Origin of the sequence: Streptomyces sp. NPDC058221 (genome assembly GCF_042882365.1) — a bacterium.
Classification (GTDB): domain Bacteria; phylum Actinomycetota; class Actinomycetes; order Streptomycetales; family Streptomycetaceae; genus Streptomyces.
In genome coordinates this window covers 1-25,201 of the sequence record NZ_JBHVWF010000074.1, presented here as the reverse complement: position 1 = coordinate 25,201, position 25,201 = coordinate 1, and the positions used below count along the sequence as shown (strand labels likewise).

Sequence of the window (25,201 nt, the reverse complement as noted above, 5' to 3'; positions counted from 1 at the left end):
TGCGTAGGGCCCCGTCCCACGGGCGCGGGACGGGGCCCTACGGATTCGAGGAGACGGGTAGCGGGGATCAGCCCATCTCCTCCAGCGCCTTGCCCTTGGTCTCCTTGACGAACTTGATGACGAAGGGGATCGAGAGCGTGGCGAAGCAGGCGTAGATGATGTAGGTGCCCGACAGGTTCCAGTCGGCGAGGCTCGGGAAGCTCGCGGTGATCGCCCAGTTCGCGATCCACTGGGCCGAGGCGGCGACACCGAGCGCCGCGGCACGGATCCGGTTCGGGAACATCTCACCGAGGAAGACCCAGACGATGACGCCCCACGACAGGGCGAAGAAGAGCACGAACACATGGGCGGCGACGAGCGCGACCACGCCCTGGGTGTTGGGAAGTTTGCCGTCGACCAGGTCGGCGGAGAAGGCCCACGCCTCGAAGGCCAGGGCGACGGCCATACCGCACGAGCCGACGAGGGCCAGCGGGCGACGGCCCACCCGGTCCACCAGAACCATCGCGATCACCGTGCCGATGATGTTGATGATCGAGGTGGTGAACGAGTAGAAGAACGAGTCGGTCGGGTCGATGCCGACCGACTGCCACAGCGTCGCGGAGTAGTAGAACGCCACGTTGATGCCGACGAGCTGCTGGAAGACCGACAGGCCGATACCGACCCAGACGATGGGCAGGAAGCCGAAGCGGCTGCCCAGCAGGTCCTTGAAGGTCGACTTGTGCTCGCGGTGCATCGCGGTCTCGATCTCGGTCACCCGGGCGTCGAGATCGACGCCGTTGCCCTCGACCTCCGACAGGATCTGCCGGGCCCGGTCCTTCTTGCCGACCGAGATCAGGAACCGCGGCGACTCCGGGATCGCGAAGGAGAGCAGCCCGTACAGGATCGCGGGCACGACCATCACGCCGAGCATCCACTGCCAGGCCTCGAGGCCGCCGATCTTGCCACGCTGGTCGCCGTCGGCGATCTGCAGGATGCCGTAGTTGACCAGCTGCGAGATGGCGATGCCGATGACGATCGCCGCCTGCTGGAAGGAGCCGAGACGGCCGCGGTAGGCGGGGGGTGAGACCTCCGCGATGTAGGCCGGGCCGATCACCGAGGCCATGCCGATGGCGAAGCCGCCGATGATGCGCCACATCGCCAGATCCCAGAGCGCGAACGGCAGCGCGGAACCGACGGCGCTGATCGTGAAGAGGACCGAGGCGATCTGCATGCAGCGGATGCGGCCGATGCGGTCGGCGATACGTCCCGCGGTGGCCGCGCCGATCGCACATCCGATCAGGGCGATGGCGATGACCTGGGCGAGCGTGCCTGAGCCGATGTCGTACCGGCCGCGGATGGCCTCGACCGCTCCGTTGATCACGGAACTGTCGTAGCCGAAGAGGAAGCCACCCATCGCAGCGGCTGCCGTAATGAAGATGACATGGCCGAGGTGGTCCGGGTGGGCCGCTCGGGCTCCGGACTCTGGTCCCTGCGATGTGCTGGTCACGTGAACTCCTGGTGCCTGGCCGCAACGCAGGCGTGGGGGGTGAGCTGTTCTCAGTGGCGCATAAGTTCAGCCCTGCCACCACTTGAACGCAAAACAACCTCGCAGAGGTCATGTGTTCAAATCCTGAAGGCAAAATTACCTTTCTTGCTGACATTCACCCAGAATCACCCAAAAGGTACGTTGAAGACTTGAAGCTCAGGTAAAGGCTCAGTGCAGCCGCTGGCTGATGACCTTCGAGACCCCGTCACCCTGCATCGAGACGCCGTAGAGCGCGTCGGCGACCTCCATCGTCCGCTTCTGGTGCGTGATCACAATGAGCTGGGAGCTCTCCTGGAGCTCCTCCATGATCCGGATCAGCCGCTGGAGGTTGGTGTCGTCGAGCGCCGCCTCGACCTCGTCCATCACATAGAACGGACTCGGCCGGGCCTTGAAGATCGAGACCAGCAACGCCACTGCCGTCAGCGACCGTTCACCACCGGACAGCAGGGAGAGCCGCTTGACCTTCTTGCCGGGCGGCCGGGCCTCGACATCCACTCCGGTCGCGAGCATGTTGTCCGGATCGGTCAGGATGAGCCGCCCCTCGCCGCCCGGGAAGAGGCGCGAGAAGACGCCCTCGAACTCGCGGGCTGTGTCCCGGTAGGCCTCGGTGAAGACCTGCTCGACCCGCTCGTCGACCTCCTTGATGACCTGCATCAGATCGGCCCGGGTCTTCTTCAGGTCCTCGAGCTGCTCCGAGAGGAACTTGTGCCGCTCCTCCAGCGCCGAGAACTCCTCGAGGGCGAGCGGATTCACCTTCCCGAGTTGCTGGTACGCCCGTTCGGCCGACTTGAGCCGCTTCTCCTGCTCGGCCCTGACGAAGGGCTTCGGCTGGTTACGCGGATGCTCCGGATCCTCCGGCAGCTCCTCGCCCTCCGCGGCCGGGGACGGCGGCACGAGCTGGTCGGGCCCGTACTCCGCGGCCAGACCGGCCGGCTCCACGCCCAGCTCCTCCAGGGCCTTCGCCTCCAGCTGCTCTATCCGCAGCCGCTTCTCGGCGCCGAGCACCTCACCGCGGTGGACCGAGTCCGTCAGCTTGTCGAGCTCCCCCTTGAGCTCGCGGCCCTGATGGCGCTCGGCCGCCAGCTCGCGCTCCCGTTCGGCCTTCGAAGCCTCGGCGGCGACCCGCTCCTCCTCCGCCCGCACGACGGACACCTCGACGTGGGCCAGCAGCTGACGGCCACCGGACGCCACGGCCGAGGCCACCGCGGCCTCGTGGCGCAGCCGGGCCCTGCGCTGCTCGACTCGGGCCCTGGCCTCCCGTTCGGCACGGGCACCGCGGTCGAGGGAGTCGGCGCGGCCGGCCAGCGCCCTGACCCGCTCCTCATGGGTACGCAGCTGGAGCCGGGCCTCCATCTCGGTCTGCCGGGCATTGGCGCCGTCGGCGGCGAGCCGGTCGCGCACGGCGGTGTCCGGTTCCTCGTCCATGCCGTCGCCGGACGCCTCCTCGGCGACGAGCAGCCGCTCGGCCAGCTCCTCCGCGTCCTGGGTCGCCCGCTCCAGAGCCTCCTGGGCGCGGGCGGCGGAGGCGGCCATCCGTTCGGCCTCGCCCGCGGCGCCCCGCGCCTGGCCGGCCAGCCGCCCGAGCTGCTGGGCCACCCCGGACTTCTCCCGCTCGGCGGCCCTGCGCCGCTCCCCGAGCTCCTCGACGAGCGCGGCAACGGTGCCGCGGCGGTGCACCGCGAGCTGCTGTGCCTCGGCCAGCCCCGTGCACCGCACCGCCAGTTCGGCCAGCTCGGCGGCCGCCTCGTCCACGGACGCCTGGACTTCGAGGAGACTGGGCGCCCCCGCGGAACCACCGTGCGCGAAGTGCGCCGAGAGGACGTCCCCCTCGCCGGTCACCGCCGTCAGTGCGGGGTGGGCGGCCACCAGGTCCTCGGCGTCCTCCAGCGTCCCGACGACCACCATGTCCCGCACCAGCCTGCGTACTGCGGCCATCAGTTCGACGGGACCGCTGACGAGATCGGCGACGGCGGGGGTCCCCCGGCCGTCGACGGCCAGCGCGGCAGGCCGGCCCGCGTACGCCTGCTCCGTCCCGTCCGGGCCCTGACCCGTCCGGTCCTCACCCGACACCGATCCGTCCGGGCCCGGGCCGGCTCCGTCCGGGCCCTGCGTGGCTCCGTCCGGGCCCTGCGTGGCTCCGTCCGGGTTCCGGGCGAGCGGCTGCACCCGCTCCGCCGCCTGCCCCGGCAGATGGGCGGCCTCGTCCCGGGGCGCGGTCTGCACCTCCGTGCCCTGACCGGGTACGTGTCCCACCGCATCGACCCCGCCGGGCACATCTCCACCGCCGGCGGGCACCCCGGTACTCCCCCCGCCTGCGGGTCCGGCTCCGGCACCGAGCAGCAGCGACGCTCGCCCCGCGTCCATTTTCCGCAGCAGCCGGATGGCCTCCGCGGCGGTGGCCGGATCCGTCACCGCCACCGCGTCCGCGGCCGCTCCCAGGGCGGCGGCCACCGCGACCTCGTGTCCGGGGGCCACCGTGAGCAGTTCCGCGGCAGGCCCGAGCAGGCCCGTCAGCCGGTCCCGGGCGCCCAGCAGCACGCCGGTGCCGTCCTTGCGGCGCAGCCCGAGGGCCAGTGCGTCATGGCGGGCCGCGACCGCGGCGCGCTCGCGTTCGGCGGCGGTGGCGGCCTCCCGGGCGGCGGAGAGTGCGGCCTCCGCCTCCTTCAGCTCGCTCCTGGCGGCCTCGTGCCGCTCGCCGAGCTCGGCGTCCCCGGCGTCCAGGCCGTCGACCTCAGCCTTCAGCTGCTCGTACTCCTCCTGGGCGGCGACCGCCCGCTCCCGCGCCTCGTCGCGGGACGCGGCCAGCCGGTCGATCTCCGACTGTGCCGAACCGGCGCGGCTGCGGGCCGCGTTGACCTGGCCGCTCAGCCGGGCGAGTCCTTCGCGGCGGTCCGCCAGGGCGCGGGCCGCGTCCTTCAGCCTGCGCTCCTCGGCCGCCAACTCCCGCTCCAGCTCGGACCGGTGGGAGGAGGTGTCCTCCAGGGCGTGCTCCGCCGCTTCCAGTGCCGCGGTCAGCTCGGCCTCCTGCTCGCGGATCCGGGCGGCCTCGCGCTCCATGTCCTCGGGATCGCGCCCGCGCCGCTCCTCCTCCGGCGGTGCGGTGGCACTCTTCACCCGGGCGTCGGCCAGCGAGATCGTGCCGCGTACCCGCTCGGCCAGCTGCGAGAGCTCGTACCAGGTCTGCTGGGCGCGCTGGAGCCGCGGGGTCAGCCGCCGTACCTCGTCCTCGAGTTCCGCCTCACGCCCCAGGGCCGCCTTGAGTTCCGCCTCGGCCGCCTCCCGGCGCTGCTTCAGCTCGGCCTCGTCGGCGATCTCGCTGCGCAGCGCCGTGTGCAGCCGCACCAGGTCGTCGGCGAGCAGTCGCAGCCGGGCGTCGCGCAGATCGGCCTGGATGACGGCGGCCCGGCGTGCGACCGCCGCCTGCCGGCCGAGCGGCTTGAGCTGCCGGCGCAGTTCGTCGGTGAGGTCCTGGACGCGGGCCAGGTTCGCACCCATCGCGTCCAGCTTCCGCAGCGCCTTCTCCTTGCGCTTGCGGTGCTTCAGTACGCCGGCGGCCTCCTCGATGAAGGCGCGGCGCCCCATGGGGTCGGCGTGGAGTACGGAGTCCAGCTGGCCCTGGCCGACGATGACATGCATCTCCCGGCCGATGCCTGAGTCCGAGAGGAGTTCCTGGATGTCCAGCAGACGGCAGGTGTCGCCATTGATCTGGTATTCGCTGCCGCCGTTGCGGAACATGATCCGGGTGATCGTCACCTCGGCGTACTCGATGGGCAGTGCGCCGTCGGAATTGTCGATGGTCAGCGAGACCTCGGCCCTGCCGAGCGGGGGCCGCCCGGTGGTACCGGCGAAGATCACGTCCTCCATCTTGCCGCCGCGCAGGGATTTGGCACCCTGCTCCCCCATGACCCAGGAGAGCGCGTCCACCACATTGGACTTGCCCGACCCATTGGGGCCGACGACACATGTGATCCCGGGTTCGAACCGCAGGGTCGTGGCGGAGGCGAACGATTTGAAACCACGCAGGGTCAGGGCCTTGAGATGCACGCCGCCGGACTCTACCTTTCGCTCTCGGTTTCGCTGATGAAGGTGCAGGGCACATCAGACGGTAAGGGAAGGGGTGTACGTCCGGGGCGGGACGGGCGGGGTTCGGAGGGGAAAAGAAAGAAGGGACGCCGAAGCGTCCCCTGCAAATCTTGTGCAATGCTGCCAAAACTTGTGCAATGCTGCGTCGCCGGATGGACGCCTCCGTGGAGACGCGCATGCCGGATCAATGACGAGACAGATGAAAACGCGGTTCAGCGCAATCGATCTTCAATGATCCGGTGGCGATCCGGCGATGTTCCGTGCGGCTGACGCGTGCAGCCCGACCGGCCCCGAGGGCCATGGGTCAGGTCAGCGCCGGCTCCGCCTGAGGTACGTCGATGTCGATGCTGTCGAGCAGCGACTCCTGGTGCTGAGCGGCGGCGTTGAGCGCGTCGTTCTCGTCCTGAATCCGTACGATCTCGGATTCAAGATCCTGGACGCGCTGCTGAAGCCGTCGCATCTCGGCGAGGAGTCGCGGGTCGGAACCGCCGACGTAACCGAGAAGCGCCTTTGCCATGATGAGTGGTCCTCCACACTGAGTGACCGACCGATGCGGTGTGGGTCGTGAGGGAATCGCACCCGCGGTGCTCGGCAGTGCCATGTGTTCACTGCTGTTCTGCTGCCGAACAGCTAAGGTGCGCGGGGTTTTCAGCGTCTCACCAAAAAGTTTGACGGTCAACACGATCACACGCTGTAGAGAGGGGCGTCCCGGGGGCGCGCGGCTTGGCGATCATGCGGCGCGACTCTCCTGCGGGGCCCTCAGCGGCACGGAGATCATCCTTCTCGCCGCAGCCTCGCACGACAACCCGGACTTGGCAACCACCGTGCTCTTCCGCAGGTCATTTCATGTGTACGCATGACGACACCCCTCGCCGCCACTGCACGCCGCGCCTCGAACACGACCCGAACATGTGGTGCTTTCCCGCTCCTCGAAGGGACCGGATCAGCGGATCGCGAAGCCCTCATATCCACCCCTCGGGGTGTCCCAGATCTCAGTGACACCGTCAACGCGGCCGGGTGTGTCGTCGGAGCGCAGCCAGTCCAGGAGACGGTGGCAATTCTCACGCCGCCCCTCGGCCACCACCTGCACCCTGCCGTCGTCGAGATTGAGGGCGAATCCGGCGAGGCCGCCGATCTCCAGAGCGTTTGCCCTGGTGAACCAGCGGAACCCTACTTGCTGTACTCGGCCGCGTACCCAGGCGGTGAGCCGTACATCTTCGTTCATGCCCGAACGCTAACCGGCCAATTGCTCTCGGAGCACTTCTCGTCGAAACGCCATGGCGTACAGTCCCCTCGCAAAAGCTTCACTCGATCGGGTGAGCCACCATGGCGTCGAAAACGGCGTCCAGGTCGTCAGAAGGGCACAGCAGATGGGACGCCATCGACGCTCCGCCGCAGCTCCCGCCGCTGAAGAGCACGCGGAATGGGACGCGGGCAGGAGCCGGGGAGACCGCCGCAAGAAGCGTTCGGGGCTGCCGGTACGTACGGGACTGCTCGGTGTCTCCGCGGCCATGGCCGTCGGAGCCGTCGCCGTGGCCTCCGGTCTGCTGCCCGGCGGTGACAACTACCTGGGCGGCGGTTCGGCCGCCGACCAAGTGCGCTCCGAGGGTGCTCCGGACCTGCTGACCCAGGGCGGTTCCACCACCCCGCCCGCCGACCGGGGAACCGCGTCCGACACGGCCAGCCGCGGCACCGACCGCACGGACGGGCCCACGAAGCCGGCCTCCTCCGCCGACGCCAAGGCGTCCTCGTCCCCTTCGAAGACCTCCGCCAAGACCTCCGCGCCGACGAAGGAGGCGAAGAAGAAGGAGCCGTCCCAGCGGGCTTCCGCCTCCAAGGCTCCCGCGGCCGGGACGGCGAAGAGCCCCACCAGGACGAAGACCTCGGCGGCGGCCGCACCGGCCCCCTCGACCTCTTCCGCCCCGGCCCCCCGCAAGACCACGCCGCCCGCCAACACCTCGGCCCAGGCCGCCGTGCTCTCCCTGGTCAACCAGGAGCGTGCCAAGGTCGGCTGCAGCCCGGTGACGGCAAGCAGCTCGCTGGCCTCACTCGCCCAGAACTTCAGCGACGACATGGCGGCGCGCGACTTCTTCGACCACACCGACCCCGACGGCAACAGCCCCTGGGACCGTGCCGCCAAGGCCGGCGTGGACAACCTCGGCGGCGAGAACATCGCCCGCGGCCAGGCCGACGCCCAGGCCGTGATGGACGCCTGGATGAACAGCGACGGCCACCGGGCAAACATTCTCAACTGCGATTACAAGACGCTCGGAGTGGGTGTCCACACCGGCGCGGGCGGCCCCTGGTGGACCCAGGACTTCGGCTTCTGAGCCGTACCCGCCCGACCTCACCACCCGCTCCTGCCCGTACGCCCCACCGGCTCTCCCTCGGATTGCGCAACCCCGAGGAGAGCGCTGTGCGGGCGTACGCTGGTTTGCATGGACGAGAACGGTGACAGCGGGGCGGACGGCTGTCCGGACGAGGCATGGGCCTTCGACGTGTTCTCCAAGCGGTGCCCCTCGCGCGGCACCCTGGAGCATGCCACCGGCCGCTGGGGAAGTCTGACGCTCGGCGCCCTGTACGAGGGCAGTCTCCGCTTCAACGCGCTGCGCCGCCGGGTCGACGGTGTGAGCGAGAAGATGCTGTCCCAGACACTGCACGCGCTGGAACGGGACGGTCTGGTGCACCGTGAGGCACAGCCCACCAACCCGCCCCGCGTCGACTACGAGCTCACCCCTCTGGGACAGCAGGTCGCCGAGCGGCTGCTCGGACTGATCCACCTCGTCGAGGGCCGGATGGACGAGGTCCTGGCCGCCCGCAGCCGTTACGACGAGGTCCATGCGGTCCGCGCGGCCCCGTAGTACGAGTCAGTCCTACGGGCGGGGCGGGCGCTGGCAGCGCGGGCAGAAGTAGCTGGACCTGTTCATCCAGGGCCGGCGGCGCATCGCCGTACCGCAGCGGTGGCAGGGTTCGTCCTCGCGGCCGTAGGCGTCGAGCGACCGGTCGAAGTAGCCCGACTCGCCGTTCACATTGACGTAGAGGCTGTCGAAGCTCGTGCCGCCCTGCTCCAGCGCCGCGTTCATCACGTCGCGGACATGGCCGAGCAGCTCGGCCGATGCGGGCCGGGTCAGCGTCGCGGTCGGCCGGTCGTAGTGCAGCCTGGCGCGCCACAGCGCCTCGTCCGCGTAGATGTTGCCGACCCCGCTGATCAGTGACTGGTCGAGCAGGGCGCGCTTGACCGTCGTGCGGCGCAGTCGCAGTGCCGTGTGGAAGGCCGCGTCGTCGAATTCCGGATCCAGCGGATCGCGGGCGATGTGCGCGATGGTGTCGGGCAGCCCGTCCGTGCTGCCGGCGGCGCTGTCGTGGAGCGAGAGCCCGCCGAAGGTGCGCTGGTCGACGAAGCGGAGTTCGGTGCCGAGGGAGTCGTCGAACCGGATCCTGATCCGCAGGTGCTTCTCGTCGGCGGCGTCCTCGGGCTGCACGAGCAGCTGACCGCTCATGCCGAGGTGGCCGAGGAGGGAGCTGGAGGTGTCGTCCAGCGGCACCCAGAGGTATTTGCCGCGGCGCATCGCCGGTCCGAAACGGATACCTCCGAGCCGGGCCGCGAAGTCCACGCCCCCCGCGAGATGACGGCGGACCGCCCTCGGGTGCAGTACCTCGACCTCATCGACCGTGCGCCCGGTCACCCATCGCTGGAGACCGCGTCGTACGACTTCGACCTCGGGCAGCTCCGGCACCGTATCGCTCCTTCAGCTGTGTGTGGATCCGGTTCCGGACAGAGAGAACCCCCCGGTGCACAGGGCACCGAGGGGTACTCGGGTCAGGCCGGAGCGACGTCCGTGGACGCCGGCGGGTCGGCAGGGGTGTCGGCGGCCCCTCCGTCGGCTGCGGCCTCGGCCACAGCTTCCCGCGCCTCCGCGGCGGCAGTGATCTCGCGCCAGGCGGATTCCGCCGCCTGTTGCTCCGCTTCCTTCTTGCTACGGCCGGTGCCGGTGCCGTACGAGACACCACCGACGCGAGCAGCAGCAGTAAAGGTCTTCTCGTGGTCCGGGCCGGTCTCCGTGACGAGGTACTCGGGGACTCCGAGGCTCTCGCTCGCGGTGAGCTCCTGGAGACTGGTCTTCCAGTCCAGGCCGGCGCCGAGGTTCGAGGACCTGTCGATCAGCGGGTCGAAGAGCCGGTGAACCAGCTCCGAGGCCGCGCCGAGGCCCTGATCGAGATAGACCGCACCGAGCACCGCTTCAAGGGTGTCGGCGAGGATGGACGCCTTGTCCCGGCCACCCGTGCCCTCTTCACCGCGGCCGAGCCGGATGAAGGAGCCGAGTTCAAGACCGCGGCCCACTTCCGCAAGCGCACGCGAGTTGACTACCGCGGCCCGCAATTTGGCCAGCTGGCCTTCAGGCAGGTCGGGGTGAGTGCGGTACAGCGTGTCCGTGACCACCAGGCCGAGCACCGAATCCCCGAGGAATTCGAGTCGCTCGTTGGTGGGCAGACCGCCGTTCTCGTACGCGTACGAACGATGGGTCAGCGCACGCACCAGAAGGGCGGACTCGAGGTGGTACCCGAGCCGCCCTTCCAGAAGCGTGTGGGACGAGGCTGTGTTGACGTTGTCTGCCTGCTTCTTGGCTTGGGACAACTCAGACATCGGGCCTCTCACCAGCCGCTCAGACCTCGAGGACCTGGCGCTTGTTGTACGTGCCGCAGCTGGGGCACGCAATGTGCTGCAGCTTCGGCTCCCGGCAACGCTCGCACGAAACCAGGGTGGGGACCGCAGCCTTCCACTGCGACCGGCGGTGGCGCGTGTTGCTGCGCGACATCTTCCGCTTCGGAACAGCCACGGCTACTTCTCCTGCTTCTCGTCGACGCCAGGTTCGGCGCCGCCCATGTTGTCCTTCTCGCCGTCCTGAACGGTCTCGGCGAGTCCTTGCAATGCCGCCCAACGGATGTCGAGGGCTTCGTGGTGGTGACCGGGGTTCTCGTCCAGCCTGACTCCGCATTCGGAGCACAGACCGGCACAGGTCTCCCGGCACACCGGCTGCATCGGCAGTGCGAGCACCACCGCATCACGCAGCACCGACTCGAGGTCGAACAGACCGTCCTCGAGGAAGAACCTGTCCTCGTCGTCCTCGGCGTCGTCGACCGGGTCCGCCGTCTTGCTGCGGTTCCGGTCATCGGCGTCAGGGTACGAGAACATCTCCTGGAAGTCCGCCTCGACCTCAAGGCTCAGCGGCTCCAGACACCTTACGCACTCCCCCTCGGCCGATGCACGGGCGGTGCCTGTGACAAGCACACCTTCCATGACCGATTCGAGGCGGACGTCCAGCTCCACGGGTGAGCCTTCCGGCACACCCACGACCCCGTCGATACCGAAGTCCTTGGGGGCGTCCACCGAGCGGGTCAGCCGCTTCATGGCACCGGGACGCCGACCCAGCTCGTGCGTATCGAACACGAGAGGGTTTCGGTGGTCGAGGTGGCCGTTCAGGGCTTTTCCTGCTTTCGAATCATGCGCATCACGCGTGGTGGGGAGGGGCCGACCTGCTCCGGAGCCGAAGCGGGCAGCCTGGATCGCGGACATACGCGCGACCGAAGAACCAGGATACTTGAACCACCGCCCAGCTCCCAATCCGGTCCGAACCCGGCCCCTGAGCAGCTCCCCGACCGGCCCCGGCGGCCGGTCAGCGCTCCTGTTCGTACCGGCGGAGCTGGTCCAGGTCGATCATGCCCGTGTCGAACAGGCTGGTCTCGTCCAGAGCGCCTTCGCCTTGCTGCTGGAGGGGCTGCTGGGGCTGAGCGGGCTGCTGCTGCCAGGCGTCGTAGCCCTGCACGGGCAGCTGGACCTGATTCGGGTCGTAGCCCTGCTGCTGGTAGCCCGCATAGGGGTCCGGCTGCTGCTGATAGCCGTACACGTCCTGCTGGGGCTGGTCCTGGTAGGCGTACGCCTGCGCGTACTGCGGCTCGGCCTGGACGGGGAAGTGCGGATCGGGCTGGGGAGGCAGCTGCTGGGGCACCTGCTGCGGCTCCGGGGTGGCGATCTCGGCCAGCCCGGCCCAGTGGTCCTCGTCGCTCGTGCGGCTCTGGCCGCCCGCGGCGTCCTGGGCGGCCATGTGCGCACCGAGGTCGTCGGTGGCGACCCGGCCGTGCAGCTTCTGCCGGCCCCGGCCAACCGCCTCCAGGGTCTTGGCGAGCACCGCCTCGAAGGCGCCGAGCTTGGTGTCGACGTACTCGTCGGCCCGGCGCTGGAGCGTGGCCGGGTCGGCGCTGCGCTCGGGTGCCTCGGCGAAGTCCGGGTCCTCGTAGCCCTGCTCGTCGAAGCCCTGGCCGCGGCCGAGGAGCTTCTCGCGGCCCCGGTCGACGGAGCCGATGGTCTTGGTGAGGACGACCTCGAAGTTGGCGAGCTTGCTGTCGACGTACTCGTCGGCCTCGGCGCGGATCTCCTCGGCGTCCTTGCGGGCCTCACCGAGGATCCGGTCGGCCTCGGCCTGGGAGCGCCGGGCGATCTCGGTGTCGGAGATCAGCGAGCCGCGCTCGGCGTGAGCGGTCTCGATGATCCGCCCGGCCTCCTGACGGGCCTGCTCGACCAGCTGCTCGTGGCCGCCGATGAGCTCCGCGGCCTGCGCCAGCGAGCCGGGCAGGGCCTCGCGCACCTCTTCGAGCATCGCGAGCAGTTCGGCGCGGTTGACCACGCAGGACGCCGACATGGGCATCGACCGGGCGCTCCCGACCGCTTCGACGATCTCGTCGAGCTTCTTCTGCACGTCCACCGTGTGCTCGCCACTCTCTACTGCCGATTGGAGACGGACGGGACGACTGTACGGCCAGTCGGCGCCCGTCCGACACCTGGTGACGGACTGTCAGCGTCTCAACGCTGAGCGAGGCGTTCCGTCAGGGCCTCCCGGACCAGTGGCGGCAGCAGGTGCGAGACGTCGCCGCCCCAGGTCGCCACCTCCTTGACCAGGGAGGACGACAGGAAACTGTAGGTCGGATTGGTCGGCACGAAGAGCGTTTCGACACCCGAGAGCCCGTTGTTCATCTGGGCCATCTGCAGTTCGTAGTCGAAGTCGCTGACGGCCCGCAGACCCTTCACGATCGCCGGGATGTCGCGCTGCTTACAGAAGTCGACCAGCAGTCCGTGGAAGGACTCGACCTGGACGTTGCCGAAGTCCGCGGTGACCTGGCGGATCATGTCGATCCGCTCCTCGACCGTGAACAGACCCTTCTTGGACTGGTTGATCATCACCGCGACATGTACGACGTCGTACAGCTTCGAGGCGCGGCCGATGATGTCGAGATGTCCATTGGTGATGGGGTCGAACGACCCCGGGCAGACGGCGCGGCGCAACTTGATTCCCTCGCTCTCCGGTCCGGTCATCGTGCGTCTTCGCACGTAGCGGCGGCGCGACCGTACCAAAGCGTTCCCTCGCCGTAGCGACGGGCCCGCAATGGCTCGAATCCCTTGGGCCAGCTGAATTCTCCGCCTCTGGTGCTGCGCTCCACGGTGACGAGCGCATCGCCCGAGAGCCACCCCTGAGCACGGAGTGTGAGCAGGATCTCGCCAAGATCGTCGTCGGTGACGGCGTACGGCGGGTCCAGGAACACCACGTCGTAGGGGTCGGCGGGCGCCGGTCCTGTCACGATCTGTTCGGCTTTGCCGGCCCGGACCTCGGCGCCGGGCAGTCCGAGGGTGCGGACGTTGTCCCGGAGGGTACGGACGGCCTTGGCATCGGCCTCCACGAGCAGCGCGTGGACCGCGCCCCGGGAGAGCGCTTCGAGGCCGACGGCGCCCGAGCCCGCGTACAGATCGGCGATCCGGACGCCGTCGAGGGTGCCGAGGAGCGCCTGCCAGGTGGAGAACAGGCCCTCGCGCGCGCGGTCGGATGTGGGGCGGGTGCCGGTGCCGGGCGGGACGGCCAGGCGGCGTCCGCCGGCCGAGCCGGCGATCACGCGGGTCATGGGTGTCTGATCCTCGGGTCGGGGCGGCGTGCAGGGTGCTGCGGGCGCCGTGCCACCCACGATATGGCGTCGCGGGGAACGGGGCGCGTCACCCCTTGTCGAGGTACTCCTCGCGCTCCTTGTCCAGCAGGGCGTCCAGGACGAGGCGCAGCTCGGGCAGGTGCTCCAGGCCGGGGTCGGCGGCCACGACCCTGACGGCCTCCTCGCGGGCGGCCGCGATGACCTCCTCGTCGTCGATGACGCTGAGGACCCGCAGGGAGGAGCGGACGCCGGACTGGGCCTGGCCGAGGACGTCGCCCTCGCGGCGCTCCTCCAGGTCGATGCGGGACAGCTCGAAGCCGTCGAGGGTGGCGGCGACGGCGGCGAGCCGGGCGCGGGCAGGGCTCGCCTCGTGGGCCTCGCTGACCAGCAGACAGAGCCCGGGGGCCGAGCCGCGGCCGACCCGGCCGCGCAGCTGGTGCAGCTGGGAGACGCCGAACCGGTCGGCGTCCATGATGACCATCGCGGTGGCGTTGGGGACGTTGACCCCGACCTCGATGACCGTGGTGGCCACCAGGACGTCCACCTCTCCGGCGGCGAAGCGACGCATCACGTCGTCCTTGTCGTCGGGGTGCATCCTGCCGTGCAGCACCTCGATGCGCAGGCCGCTCAGCGGTCCCTTGGCGAGCTGTTCGGCGGTGTCAAGCACGGCGAGCGGCGGGTGCTTGTCCCCCTCCTCATCGGCGGCCTTCTTCCCCTTCTTCTTGGCCGCCTCGTCCTCGTCGTCACCGATGCGGGGGCAGACCACGTACGCCTGGTGCCCGTTCTCCACTTCCTCGCGGACGCGTTCCCAGGCGCGGCTGAGGAAGTGCGGCTTGTCCTTGGCGGGGACGACATGGCTGGCGATCGGCGAACGGCCGGCCGGCAGCTGGTCCAGGACGGAGGTCTCCAGGTCGCCGAAGACGGTCATGGCGACCGTGCGGGGAATGGGGGTGGCGGTCATGACGAGCAGGTGCGGGGGCTGCTTCCCCTTGGAGCGCAGGGCGTCGCGCTGCTCCACCCCGAAGCGGTGCTGCTCGTCGACGACGACCAGGCCCAGCTCGTGGAACTTCACCTTGTCCTCGATCAGCGCGTGGGTGCCGATCACGATCCCGGCCTCGCCGGTGACCAGGTCGAGGAGGGCCTGACGGCGGGCGGCCATGCCCATGGAACCGGTGAGCAGGACGACCTTGGTGCCCCGGTCGGAGCCGCCCAGCATGCCGCCCTCGGCGAGCTCCCCCATCATCTCGGTGATGGAGCGGTGGTGCTGCTGGGCGAGGACCTCGGTCGGCGCGAGCATGGCGGCCTGACCGCCCGCGTCGACGACGGCGAGCATGGCGCGCAGCGCGACCAGGGTCTTCCCGCTGCCGACCTCGCCCTGGAGCAGCCGGTGCATCGGGTGCTCGGTCGCCAGGTCGTCGAAGATCTCCTTGGAGACCTTGAGCTGGCCGTCGGTGAGAGTGAACGGCAGTCTTCCGTCGAACGCGTCGAGCATCCCGTCGGGGACGGGCCTGCGGGCGACGGCGGGCAGTTGGGTGTCCGCGTATCTGCGGCGGGCCAGCGCGACCTGGAGGACGAAGGCCTCGTCCCACTTCAGCCGGTCCCTGGCCGCCGCGACGTCGGCCTTGGTCTGCGGCCGGTGGATCTTCACCAGCGCCTCGGGCAGCGCGGTGAACCCGCGCCCCTCGCGCAGCGCGGGCGGCAGCGGGTCGACGGCCTCCTGGGCGCTCGGCAGCACCGCGTCGACCGCCTTGGCGATCCGCCAGGAGTCGAGCTGCTTGCAGGCCGGGTAGATCGGGAGCAGCTTCCCGGCGAAGGCGTCCACTGCCTCGGCAGCGCCGTCCTCGTCGGCGGACTCGGCGTCCAGCAGCTGGTACGTGGGGTGCGCGAGCTGCATCTTCCGGTTGAAGACGGAGACCTTGCCGGCGAACATGGCGCGCCGGCCCGGCAGCAGGTCCTTGTGCGGCTTGTGGACTCCATGGCCGAAGAAGACCAGCTGGAGCCGGCCGTGGCCGTCGGTGAGGGTCACTTCGAGGCGCTTGCCCCGCCCGTTGTTGAACGCCATGACGCGGGCGTCGGCGACCTGGGCGACGACCGTCACGTGCTCGTCGAGCGGGAGGTCGGTCAGCGCCGTGAGCCGGCCGCGCTCCTCGTACCGGCGCGGGTAGTGATGCAGCAGATCGCCGACCGTGTGCAGGTCGAGGTGCTCGGCCATCACCTTCGCTGTGGCGCCACCGAGCAGCTTCTTGAGGGGTTCGTCGAACGCAGACACGCGGTCCATTGCACACCATGCCACTGACAGTTGTCCGACGTGCGGGAGGTTGCGGGGGCCGTACGGGGGGGCGGGGCGCCGGGGTCGTCCGGCGCGCCGCCTCGTCCTCGATCGCCGGACGGGCTTGATGCGCCGCCCTGGTCCGCCGGTGCCTACTCCACGCCGATCAGGAGCGGAGCGCACTGGTGGCCGCCGCGGTAGACCACCGTGTCCACCGCCAGGTAGCCCTCCCGTACGTGTTCCTCCAGCGTGGCGGCCAGTGCGTCGGGGACCTCCTCGCCCAGGACCAGGGTGACCAGTTCACCGCCGGCCGCCAGCATCCGGTCCAGTACGTTGCGGGCCGTCTCCGGGACGTTCTCGCCGATGACGGCGACATCGCCGTCGATCAGGCCCAGGATGTCGCCGGCCTGGCAGATCCCCGCCATCGTCCAGGACTGCCGCTCGGCGACGGCCAGTTCGGCGTAGCGGGTGGCGCCGGCCGCCGCGGTCATCGCGACCACGTCCTCGTCGAAGCTGCGGTCCGGTTCGTGGACGGCCAGCGCCGCTATGCCCTGGACCGCCGCGCGGGTCGGGATCAGGGCGACCCGGACGCCCTCGGTACGGGCTTGTTCGGCGGCGGCCGCGGCCGTGTGGCGCAGGTCCCCGTCGTTGGGCAGGAGCACCACCTCGCGGGCGTGGGCGCGGCGGATCGCGTCGACCAGTTCGCCGCTGGCGGGCGGCTCCCCGGGGCGCGCGAGCACCGTCGTCGCCCCGGCCTGTGCGCACAGGCCGCCGAGACCGTCGCCCGGGACCACCACGACGACCGCGCGCTGGGCCGGTTCGGGGCGGGCGTGCACCCGGTCCGCGGCGAAGTGGGTGATCCGGATGCGGTACGGCCGTCCGGCCTCGACACCGGCCTCCACCGCGGCGCCCGCGTCGTCGACGTGCACATGAACGTTCCAGAGCCCGTCGCCCCCCACCACCACGAGGGAGTCGCCGAGCGCGTCCAGCCGGGTCCGCAGCCGCTCCACGGCCGCGTCCACGGCCTCCAGCAGGTAGATGACCTCGAAGGCCGGTCCGCCCTCGGGGTCGTCCGCGGTGCAGTCCCCGATCACGGCGAACGGGACGCGTGCGGCGGGTGCCCCCTCCGGCGCCCGTCCCGAGACCGCCTCGACCAGCGCCCCGAGGACCGCCACCAGTCCCCGTCCCCCGGCGTCCACGACACCGGCCCGGCCGAGGACGGCAAGCTGTCCCGGAGTCGCTTCCAGGGCAGTGCGCGCCCCCTCGTACGCCGCCTGCGCCACCACGTCCGCGCCGGCGCCGCCCGCCGCCCGCCCGGCGGCCTCGGCTGCCGCGGTGGCCACGGTCAGGACCGTGCCCTCGACGGGATGGGCGACGGCCTCGCGCGCGGATGCGGCGGCCCGGGCCAGCGCGCGGCGCAGCCGGTCCTGGCCGGCCTCCTCGGCCAGGACCCCGGCCATGCCGCGGAGCAGCTGCGCCAGGATCGTGCCGGAGTTCCCGCGGGCCCCGATCAGCGCCCCGTGCGCCATGGCACGGACCGCGTCGGCTGTGGAGGGCGCCGAGGCACCGGTCTCGTGGGCGGCGAACACCGCCTCCACGGCCGCTGCCGCGGATTCCACGGTCAGGTAGAGGTTGGTGCCGGTGTCCCCGTCCGCGACGGGGTAGACGTTGATCGCGTCGATCGCCTCGCGTTCCCGGCCGAGTGCGTCCAGCGCCAGTGAGCACCAGGTACGCACCGCGACGGCGTCCAGGTCGTCGGCGGTCTGCGGCACCTGATGGTCCTCCTCGGAACGGGGCCCGGGACGGCGGGCTGCACCGCAGGGTAGTCCGGCCCCGGCGGGTCCGGCGGGGTCAGGGGCGGGGCGGGGGGTAGTGGAACCCATGGTAGTTTCGTATCTCCGACGCAGCCGTTGTATGCTGCTTCGGTTGCCCGACGAGAGTCGGGACATTCCCCCGGTACCGCCACTTCAGTCATTGAATCCGGCGTGCCGGAATTCACTGTAAGTGCACCTGAAGTCTTTGGAGTGACCCGTGGCTGCCAACTGCGACGTTTGCGGCAAGGGGCCGAGCTTCGGCAACAGCATTTCGCACTCGCACCGCCGTACGTCCCGTCGCTGGAATCCCAACATCCAGCGCGTGCGTGCCGTGGTCGGGCGGACGCCGAAGCGGCTCAACGTCTGCACCTCGTGCATCAAGGCCGGCAAGGTCGCGCGCTGACGTTCCCGTCGTAGCGCAGCCTTACCGGTTGCCCAAAAAGCCGGTCCACCTCGGTGGACCGGCTTTTTGCTGTGCCCGTGCGGCCGGGGCGAGTGGTCAGGGGGCCCCGCGCAGCTGCCATCCGTGGTCGACCGGGCCGATCCCGGCGCCGAGCGGGAAGCCCGCCGCGATGGCCCCGGTGACGTAGGACTTCGCGGCCCGTACCGCCGTGGGCACGTCCTGGCCCCGGGCCAGCCCGCAGGCGATCGCCGAGGCGAGGGTGCAGCCGGTGCCGTGCGTGTGGCGGTTGTCGTGGCGGGGGGCGCGCAGCCAGTGCTCCTCGGAACCGTCCGTCAGCAGGTCGACGGGGTCGCCCGGCAGATGCCCGCCCTTGATGACCACCCAGCGCGGCCCGTGGCCGAGCAGCTCGGCCGCGGCCCGTCGCATCCCGGCTTCGTCGGTGACCGTCAGCCCCGTGAGCTGCGCCACCTCGTCGAGATTCGGGGTGGCCACGGTCGCGACGGGCAGCAGTTTCGTGCGCACCGAGTCCAGCGCCTCGGCGGCGAGCAGCGGATCGCCGTGCTTGGAGACGCCCACCGGGTCCACGACGGCCGGGGCGTCCGTCGCGGCGATGAGCGCGGCGACCGTCTCGACGAGCACGGCGGAGGACAGCATGCCGGTCTTCACGGCGTTGACGCCTATGTCGTCCACGACGCTGCGGTACTGGGCACGCACGGCCTCCGCGGGCAGTTCCCAGGCTCCCTGCACGCCCAGCGAGTTCTGGGCGGTGACGGCGGTCAGCACGCTCATGCCGTGCACGCCGAGTGCCAGCATCGTCTTCAGATCGGCCTGGATGCCGGCACCGCCGCCGGAGTCGGATCCGGCGACGGTGAGCACACGGGGAGGTACGGCGGAGGGTATGGGCATGCCCCGCAATCTACTGGGCGTCCTCGATGTCCCCGAAGTGGTCCCAGCCGCTCTTGCTGGTCCAGGGCGCCCCGTCGACCGTCACCTGGGGCAGCGCCGAGGGGTTGAGGACCTCGCCGATCACCTTCCAGCGGGCCGGCAGCTTCACGTCCGGCGGGAACGTCGCGACGATCGCGTGGTCCTCTCCCCCGGTGAGCACCCACTGGAGCGGGTCCACGCCGACGGCCTGCCCGATGTCGGACATCTGGGACGGGATGTCGATGCGTCCTGAGCGCAGGTCGATCCGGACCTTGCTCGCCTCGGCGATGTGCCCGAGGTCGGCGACGAGCCCGTCGCTGACGTCGGTCATCGCCGTGGCGCCGAGCCCGGCGGCCGCAGGGCCCGCGTGGTAGGGCGGTTCGGGCCGGCGGTGAGCCTCGACGAAGGCGCGGGGCGAGCGGAAGCCGCGGGAGAGCACGGCGAATCCGGCCGCGGACCAGCCGAGCCAGCCGGTGACGGCCACGACATCGCCGGGCTGGGCGCCGGCCCTGGTGACGGGTTCGTGGTTGCGCAGATCACCGAGTGCGGTGATCGCGACGGTGATGGTGTCGCCGCGCACCACATCGCCGCCGACCACGGCCGCCCCGGCCACCTGGCACTCGTCGCGGATGCCGTCCATGAGCTCCCCGGCCCAGGTGACCGGGAGTTCGGCGGGGACGACGAGGCCCAGGAGCAGCGCGGTGGGCACGGCACCCATGGCGGCGATGTCGGCGAGGTTCTGTGCGGCGGCCTTGCGGCCGACGTCGTACGCCGTCGACCAGTCACGCCGGAAGTGCCGTCCCTCCAGCAGGATGTCGGTACTGGCCACGACCCTGCGGTCGGGGGCGGTCACGACCGCGGCGTCGTCGCCGGGGCCCAGCCGCACCGCCGGAGTGGTGGTGAGCCGGGACGTCAGCTCTCTGATGAGCCCGAACTCCCCCAACTCGCCCACGGTTCCCTTCACCGAGTCTCACCCCTCATCTATCGCGCCGGACGGGTGTCCGGCCTGTTGCGTCGGCCTGCCGCTGTCCGGGCCGCGGACCGGCCCCCCGGGGCGGTCCGTCCTGGTGGTCACGGGCATGCCTGTCCCCCGTCTGCACCGCTGAGCTTGCGGTCGCGGGCCGGCACTGCTGTCGGTACTGTCAAGAGATACGTCAACTTGTGTGTTCTGTACGCCACGCTGTGGGCGTCATCCGGCCCGCAGGTCTCCCCGCAGCCCCTGGCAACGCGATACCGTGGCGTCCCTTTCCCCCACATGATCCTCGTGGCCGCCCTGGAGGTTCCGTGGTACAGGCGTACATCCTTATTCAGACAGAGGTGGGCAAGGCGTCGACAGTCGCCGAGACCATCGCCAAGATCCCGGGAGTGATCCAGGCAGAGGACGTCACCGGCCCCTACGATGTGATCGTGCGTGCACAGTCCGACACGGTCGATGAACTCGGACGCATGGTGGTCGCCAAGGTCCAGCAGGTGGACGGCATCACCAGAACCCTGACCTGCCCGGTCGTGCACCTGTAACCCCCGTCTACGCTGGGCCGGTGACGTCTATCCGCCGCCGGCTCCTCCGCCCCGTGTTCCTCGGTCCGCCCGCTGCCCTGGTACTCATGGCCGCGGCGGGCTGTTCCTCCGGTGACGCCTCGGCGACGGTCACGGTTCCCACTCCGTCGTCGGAAGCCGCAGCCTACTGCCGTGCGTTGCACAAGGAACTGCCGAGTACCGTCGCCGGCCAGAAGCGCAGTGATCCCGGGCCCGGCTCGGACCTGACCGCCGGGTGGGGGGACGGGGCGATCGTACTGCGCTGCGGGGTCCCGCGCCCCGCGAAGATGGACGACGCCCAGTCCAAGGCCATCGACGCGAACGGCGTCAAATGGATGCTGGAGGAGCAGGAGGACGGCGGTCCGCGTTTCACGACCACGCTCCGCAAGGCATACGTCGAGGTGATGCTGTCGGCGGCGTACGCACATGACGCGAGCCCGCTGGCCGCCTTCGCCCCGGCGGTCAGGAAGACGGTTCCCAGCAGCCTGTAGGGCGTGTGCTCCGGTGCGGAGCACACGCCCCCGGCCGCCGGTCCGGGTCAGCGCAGTCCGGTCGGCCGGTTCAACGCCGCCTGGATGAGCCGGTCCACCAGCTGCCGGTAGTTGACGCCGCTCTCCTGCCACATCCGCGGGTACATGGAGATCGGTGTGAACCCCGGCAGCGTGTTGATCTCGTTGATGACGAAGCCGCCGTCCTCGGTGAGGAAGAAGTCGGCGCGCACCAGGCCCTCGCAGGACGCCGCCTCGAAGGCGTCGACGGCGAGCCGCTGCACCTCGGCGGTCTGCTCCTCGGTGAGCGGGGCGGGCACGATCCCCGGCGCCGCGTCGATGTACTTGGCCTCGAAGTCGTAGAAGTCGTGTGCGGTGACGGGCGGAATCTCGGCCGGCACGCTGGCACGCGGCCCGTCCTCGAACTCCAGTACCCCGCACTCGATCTCGCGGCCCCGCAGCAGCGACTCGACGAGGAACTTGGGGTCATGGCGGCGGGCTTCCTCGATCGCCTCGTCGAGGCCCGAGAGATCCTCGACCTTGGTGATGCCGATCGACGAGCCGGCCCGGGCGGGCTTGACGAAGAGCGGCCAGCCGTGGTCACCCGCGAAGTCCACGATCCGCTTGCGGGCGGCCCCGGGGTCCTGCTCCCACTCGCGGGGGCGCACCACGACGTACGGGCCGACGGGCAGACCGAAGGAGCTGAAGACGCGCTTCATGTACTCCTTGTCCTGGCCGACCGCCGAGGCGAGGACCCCGGCGCCGACGTACGGCACCCCGGAGAGCTCCAGGAGGCCCTGGAGCGTGCCGTCCTCGCCGTACGGGCCGTGCAGGACGGGAAAGACGACATCGACCTCGCCGAGCGCCTTGGGAACCGAGCCTGGTTCGCTGTAGACCACTTCACGGCTGCCGGGGTCGACGGAGAGCACGACGGCCCCCTCGACGGACTCGGCCAGCTGGGCCACGTCCGGCATCTTCCGGTCCGTGATGGCCATGCGTTCGGGTTCGTCGGCGGTGAGCGCCCAGCGGCCGTCCGTCGTGATGCCGATCGGCAGGACGTCGTACTTCGTGCGGTCGATGGCGTTCAGGACGGCACCGGCCGTGACCACCGAAATGCCGTGTTCGGAGCTGCGGCCGCCGAACACGACGGCCACGCGCGGCTTGCGGAGCTGGTGCTCCGTGTTCTGGGGGAGGTTCTCGCTGCTCATATCGCGACGAGCGTACCTGCTGGTACGGGTCGAGTCAGCGTCGCCGGTGCCGCCCGGCGGGTGAACCCGCTCAGTGGCGCTCGGCCTTGGCACTGCGCGACATGAGCTCCTCGAGCGCGACCATCGGGGGCTTGCCCTCGTGGACGATGCCGACGACCGTTTCGGTGAGGGGCATGTCGACACCGTGCCGACGCCCCAGATCGAGCACGGATTCGCAGGACTTGACGCCCTCCGCGGTCTGCTTGGTGACGGCGATGGTCTCCTGGAGGGTCATGCCGCGGCCCAGGTTGGTGCCGAAGGTGTGGTTGCGCGAGAGCGGCGACGAACAGGTCGCCACCAGGTCGCCGAGGCCAGCGAGGCCGGAGAAGGTCAGCGGATCGGCGCCCATGGCCAGGCCCAGCCGGGTGGTCTCGGCGAGGCCCCGGGTGATGAGCGAGCCCTTGGCGTTGTCGCCGAGTCCCATGCCGTCGGCGATGCCGACGGCCAGCCCGATGACGTTCTTGATGGCGCCGCCGAGTTCGCAGCCGACCACGTCGGTGTTGGTGTACGGGCGGAAGTACGGGGTGTGGCAGGCGGCCTGGAGGCGGCGCGCCACGGCCTCGTCCTGGCAGGCGACGACAGCTGCGGCGGGGCGGCGTTCGGCGATCTCCTTGGCGAGGTTGGGGCCGGTGATGACGGCGATGCGGTCGGCGGTGACCGTGGTGACGTCCTGGATGACCTCGCTCATCCGCTTCGCGGTGCCGAGTTCGACGCCCTTCATCAGGGAGACCAGCACCGTCTGCGGCTCCAGGTGCGGGGCCCAGTCGGCGAGGTTGGCGCGCAGCGTCTGGGAGGGCACGACGAGCACGGCGAAGTCGGCGCCGCGCAGCGCCTCGGCGGCATCCGTGGTGGCGCGCACCGATGCGGGGAGTTCGATGCCCGGCAGGTACTCGGGGTTGGTACGGGTCGTGTTGACGGCCTCGGCGACCTCGGCCCGGCGTCCCCAGAGGGTGACGTCACAGCCCGCGTCCGCCAGGACCATCCCGAAGGCCGTACCCCATGAGCCGGTTCCGAAGACGGCTGCTTTTACGGGGTGCGTCACTTGGGTCCCTCTCCTTCGGACTTGCGCCGTTGTTCCGCGCGCGCCTTGCGGTGGTCGTACAGCTCGGTGGGGGCCTGCTGCCCGCGGATCTGTGCCAGCTGCTCGGTGATCGCGTGCATGATGACCTCGGTGGCCTCGCGCAGGACCTCGGGTGTCGGCTCCTTGTCGTAGAACCGGGAGAGATCCACGGGCGGACCGGCCTGGACCTGGAGGGTCTTGCGGGGGAAGAGCCGGAGCTTCTTGTCCGTGGCGTAGGGCGGCATCGCCAGGTTGGCGCCCCACTGGGCGACCGGGATGACCGGGGCCCTGGTCATCAACGCGACGCGGGCTGCGCCGGTCTTGCCGCCCATCGGCCACATCTCGGGGTCCCGGGTCAGGGTGCCCTCCGGGTAGAAGGCGACGCACTCGCCGCGCTCGATGGCATCGACAGCGGCCCGGAACGCGTCCAGCGCGTTGGTGGTCTCCCGGTACACGGGGATCTGGCCGGTGCCGCGCAGCATCATTCCGACGAAGGGGGTCTTGAAGAGCCCCGCCTTGGCGAGGAACCGCGGAACCCGGCCGGTGTTGTACTGGAAGTGTCCGTACGCGAGCGGGTCCACATACGAGTTGTGATTGACCGCAGTGATAAATCCGCAGTCGGCCGGAATGTTTTCCATTCCCCGCCAGTCGCGCTTGAACAGAACCACCAGCGGCGGTTTTGCGATGACCGCTGCCAAGCGGTACCAGAAGCCGATTCTGCGGCGGGACACCCGGACACCTTCCTCTACGGACCTGACTGTGGAGCTGTGCTGCCTGACTACCGACGGTCAAGTCTCGCCCCAGGCCCCTGCTCTGTCGAGAACACCGTACGCCTCGCCCTCGGGACCGACCCTCCGGGTTGTCGTACCGGCAGGCGAGAATAGGCGGCCATGCGCATCAAGGGGGAGACCGCCACGAACACCGACCCGACCGGCCGCTGGTCCCTGGTCGTCCCGTTGAAGCCCCTGGCGCGGGCCAAGAGCAGGCTGGCGGCCACCTCGGGCGCCCTGCTGCGGCCCCGGCTGGCCCTGGCCTTCGCCCAGGACACCGTGCATGCAGCGCTGGCCTGCCGGGCGGTGGCCGATGTGGTGGTCGTCACGGACGACACGACGGCCGCGGCGGCGCTGGCGGCGCTCGGCGCCCGCATCGTGGCCGACTCCCCCGCCGCCGGGCTCAACGCCGCCCTCGCACACGGTGAGCGCATGGTGCGGGCGACCCGGTCCGGAGCGGCCGTCGCCGCACTCAACGCCGATCTGCCCGCGCTGCGCCCCGCCGAATTGGCCCGGGTTCTCGAATCCGCGGCCGATTTTCCGCGGGCATTTGTGACCGATGCCGCGGGAATCGGAACGACATTTCTGTCCGCTGGGCCAGGAGTGGAATTGCGCCCCGTTTTCGGCGGCCCGTCCAGAGCCGCGCATCTCGCGTCCGGTGCCACGGAAATCATGCTCCCCGGCATCGATTCGGTCCGCCAGGACGTCGACACCGGGGCCGATCTGCGGGCGGCACTGGCCCTGGGCGTGGGCCCGTACACGGCGGGACGCTGGGCCGCCGGGGTCCCCTCGATGGACCGATAGGCTGCCGTTCATGCAGGCGACCTCGTACACGTACGACCCCGAGACCCGCACCGGCAGCGTGCTGCTCGACGACGGCACACCGGTGGACTTCGACGCCGCGGCCTTCGACGCCGGCGGCCTGCGGCTGCTGCGTCCCGGCCAGCGGGTGCGGATCGAGGGCCGGGGCGAGGGCGCCGGGCTGCGGATCACCCTGGTGACGCTGCAGACCTTCTGAGCCGGCGGAGCCGGACAACAGCTCCTGAACAGCCCGCGGGCCGGGCTCCCCGAGGGGAGCCCGGCCCGGCGCGTGTGAGGAGCCCTGTACTGC

25 protein-coding genes are annotated in these 25,201 nt (G+C 70.4%); 7 read left to right on the top strand and 18 right to left on the bottom strand.

The window, feature by feature from the left end:
- Positions 1-67 precede the first annotated feature (67 nt).
- The 4 genes from ACFVW8_RS22855 to ACFVW8_RS22840 all read right to left on the bottom strand — a co-directional run bounded on the left by ACFVW8_RS22855 (position 68) and on the right by ACFVW8_RS22840 (position 6,833).
- Complete coding sequence (locus ACFVW8_RS22855; RefSeq protein ID WP_389692809.1) at positions 68-1,486, bottom strand: sugar porter family MFS transporter; 1,419 nt, start codon at positions 1,484-1,486, stop codon at positions 68-70.
- 207 nt (positions 1,487-1,693) lie between these two features.
- Positions 1,694-5,569: an AAA family ATPase gene (locus tag ACFVW8_RS22850; RefSeq protein WP_389692807.1), complete on the bottom strand. Its 3,876-nt coding sequence runs from the start codon at positions 5,567-5,569 to the stop codon at positions 1,694-1,696.
- Positions 5,570-5,912: 343 nt separating this feature from the next.
- On the bottom strand, positions 5,913-6,125 hold the full coding sequence (locus ACFVW8_RS22845; RefSeq protein ID WP_024494492.1) for a hypothetical protein: 213 nt from the start codon (positions 6,123-6,125) through the stop codon (positions 5,913-5,915).
- A gap of 426 nt (positions 6,126-6,551) precedes the next feature.
- Positions 6,552-6,833, bottom strand: a complete 282-nt coding sequence (locus ACFVW8_RS22840; RefSeq protein WP_250967390.1) for an acylphosphatase — start codon at positions 6,831-6,833, stop codon at positions 6,552-6,554.
- Positions 6,834-6,978: 145 nt separating this feature from the next.
- Here ACFVW8_RS22840 and ACFVW8_RS22835 point away from each other — a divergent pair, with 145 nt between their 5' ends.
- Together ACFVW8_RS22835 and ACFVW8_RS22830 are read left to right on the top strand one after the other, a co-directional pair.
- Positions 6,979-7,938: a CAP domain-containing protein gene (locus tag ACFVW8_RS22835; protein ID WP_389692805.1), complete on the top strand. Its 960-nt coding sequence runs from the start codon at positions 6,979-6,981 to the stop codon at positions 7,936-7,938.
- 108 nt (positions 7,939-8,046) lie between these two features.
- Positions 8,047-8,469, top strand: a complete 423-nt coding sequence (locus tag ACFVW8_RS22830) for a winged helix-turn-helix transcriptional regulator (RefSeq protein ID WP_389692803.1) — start codon at positions 8,047-8,049, stop codon at positions 8,467-8,469.
- A gap of 12 nt (positions 8,470-8,481) precedes the next feature.
- Here ACFVW8_RS22830 and mutM read toward each other — a convergent pair whose 3' ends face one another.
- From mutM to ACFVW8_RS22785, 9 genes are all read right to left on the bottom strand, one after another.
- On the bottom strand, positions 8,482-9,345 hold the full coding sequence (mutM, locus tag ACFVW8_RS22825; protein ID WP_389692801.1) for a bifunctional DNA-formamidopyrimidine glycosylase/DNA-(apurinic or apyrimidinic site) lyase: 864 nt from the start codon (positions 9,343-9,345) through the stop codon (positions 8,482-8,484).
- 83 nt (positions 9,346-9,428) lie between these two features.
- Complete coding sequence (rnc, locus tag ACFVW8_RS22820) at positions 9,429-10,253, bottom strand: ribonuclease III (RefSeq protein ID WP_389692800.1); 825 nt, start codon at positions 10,251-10,253, stop codon at positions 9,429-9,431.
- 19 nt (positions 10,254-10,272) lie between these two features.
- Entirely contained in the window at positions 10,273-10,446 is a 174-nt protein-coding gene (rpmF, locus tag ACFVW8_RS22815; RefSeq protein ID WP_389692798.1) for a 50S ribosomal protein L32, read from the bottom strand.
- Positions 10,447-10,448: 2 nt separating this feature from the next.
- The gene (locus ACFVW8_RS22810) at positions 10,449-11,057 is read right to left on the bottom strand and encodes a YceD family protein (protein ID WP_389692796.1); all 609 of its coding nucleotides are present in this window, start codon (positions 11,055-11,057) and stop codon (positions 10,449-10,451) included.
- Positions 11,058-11,283: 226 nt separating this feature from the next.
- Entirely contained in the window at positions 11,284-12,369 is a 1,086-nt protein-coding gene (locus ACFVW8_RS22805; protein ID WP_389692794.1) for a cell division initiation protein, read from the bottom strand.
- Positions 12,370-12,467: 98 nt separating this feature from the next.
- Complete coding sequence (gene coaD / locus ACFVW8_RS22800; protein ID WP_389692826.1) at positions 12,468-12,947, bottom strand: pantetheine-phosphate adenylyltransferase; 480 nt, start codon at positions 12,945-12,947, stop codon at positions 12,468-12,470.
- A 26-nt stretch (positions 12,948-12,973) separates the two neighbouring features.
- Complete coding sequence (gene rsmD, locus ACFVW8_RS22795) at positions 12,974-13,558, bottom strand: 16S rRNA (guanine(966)-N(2))-methyltransferase RsmD (RefSeq protein WP_389692792.1); 585 nt, start codon at positions 13,556-13,558, stop codon at positions 12,974-12,976.
- A gap of 88 nt (positions 13,559-13,646) precedes the next feature.
- On the bottom strand, positions 13,647-15,857 hold the full coding sequence (gene recG / locus ACFVW8_RS22790; protein ID WP_389692790.1) for an ATP-dependent DNA helicase RecG: 2,211 nt from the start codon (positions 15,855-15,857) through the stop codon (positions 13,647-13,649).
- Between the two features lie 143 nt (positions 15,858-16,000).
- Positions 16,001-17,620: a DAK2 domain-containing protein gene (locus ACFVW8_RS22785; RefSeq protein WP_389692788.1), complete on the bottom strand. Its 1,620-nt coding sequence runs from the start codon at positions 17,618-17,620 to the stop codon at positions 16,001-16,003.
- 259 nt (positions 17,621-17,879) lie between these two features.
- Between ACFVW8_RS22785 and rpmB the strand changes: the two genes are divergently transcribed.
- Entirely contained in the window at positions 17,880-18,065 is a 186-nt protein-coding gene (rpmB, locus tag ACFVW8_RS22780) for a 50S ribosomal protein L28 (RefSeq protein WP_003965989.1), read from the top strand.
- A gap of 96 nt (positions 18,066-18,161) precedes the next feature.
- Here the strand turns inward: rpmB and thiD are convergent, their stop codons facing one another.
- The gene (thiD, locus tag ACFVW8_RS22775) at positions 18,162-18,971 is read right to left on the bottom strand and encodes a bifunctional hydroxymethylpyrimidine kinase/phosphomethylpyrimidine kinase (protein ID WP_389692786.1); all 810 of its coding nucleotides are present in this window, start codon (positions 18,969-18,971) and stop codon (positions 18,162-18,164) included.
- A gap of 10 nt (positions 18,972-18,981) precedes the next feature.
- Complete coding sequence (locus tag ACFVW8_RS22770) at positions 18,982-19,953, bottom strand: thiamine-phosphate kinase (RefSeq protein ID WP_389692784.1); 972 nt, start codon at positions 19,951-19,953, stop codon at positions 18,982-18,984.
- A 320-nt stretch (positions 19,954-20,273) separates the two neighbouring features.
- Between ACFVW8_RS22770 and ACFVW8_RS22765 the strand changes: the two genes are divergently transcribed.
- Positions 20,274-20,507 carry an Lrp/AsnC family transcriptional regulator gene (locus ACFVW8_RS22765; RefSeq protein ID WP_073726918.1) on the top strand — a complete coding sequence of 78 codons (234 nt, stop codon included), beginning with the start codon at positions 20,274-20,276 and terminating at the stop codon, positions 20,505-20,507.
- Positions 20,508-20,527: 20 nt separating this feature from the next.
- Positions 20,528-21,016, top strand: coding sequence for a DUF3515 domain-containing protein (locus ACFVW8_RS22760; RefSeq protein ID WP_389692782.1), 489 nt, complete (start codon positions 20,528-20,530; stop codon positions 21,014-21,016).
- Between the two features lie 47 nt (positions 21,017-21,063).
- Here the strand turns inward: ACFVW8_RS22760 and ACFVW8_RS22755 are convergent, their stop codons facing one another.
- From ACFVW8_RS22755 to ACFVW8_RS22745, 3 genes are all read right to left on the bottom strand, one after another.
- On the bottom strand, positions 21,064-22,221 hold the full coding sequence (locus tag ACFVW8_RS22755; protein ID WP_389692780.1) for a D-alanine--D-alanine ligase family protein: 1,158 nt from the start codon (positions 22,219-22,221) through the stop codon (positions 21,064-21,066).
- Between the two features lie 70 nt (positions 22,222-22,291).
- Positions 22,292-23,302, bottom strand: a complete 1,011-nt coding sequence (locus ACFVW8_RS22750; RefSeq protein ID WP_389692778.1) for an NAD(P)H-dependent glycerol-3-phosphate dehydrogenase — start codon at positions 23,300-23,302, stop codon at positions 22,292-22,294.
- Positions 23,299-24,051 (bottom strand): lysophospholipid acyltransferase family protein, encoded by a 753-nt coding sequence (locus tag ACFVW8_RS22745; protein ID WP_389692776.1) that lies wholly within the window; start codon positions 24,049-24,051, stop codon positions 23,299-23,301. The genes ACFVW8_RS22750 and ACFVW8_RS22745 overlap by 4 nt, the downstream gene beginning before the upstream one ends.
- Positions 24,052-24,210: 159 nt before the next feature.
- Between ACFVW8_RS22745 and cofC the strand changes: the two genes are divergently transcribed.
- Both cofC and ACFVW8_RS22735 read left to right on the top strand, forming a co-directional pair.
- The gene (gene cofC / locus ACFVW8_RS22740) at positions 24,211-24,894 is read left to right on the top strand and encodes a 2-phospho-L-lactate guanylyltransferase (protein ID WP_389692774.1); all 684 of its coding nucleotides are present in this window, start codon (positions 24,211-24,213) and stop codon (positions 24,892-24,894) included.
- 10 nt (positions 24,895-24,904) lie between these two features.
- Positions 24,905-25,108: a hypothetical protein gene (locus ACFVW8_RS22735; RefSeq protein WP_389692772.1), complete on the top strand. Its 204-nt coding sequence runs from the start codon at positions 24,905-24,907 to the stop codon at positions 25,106-25,108.
- The last annotated feature ends 93 nt before the right edge of the window (positions 25,109-25,201 follow it).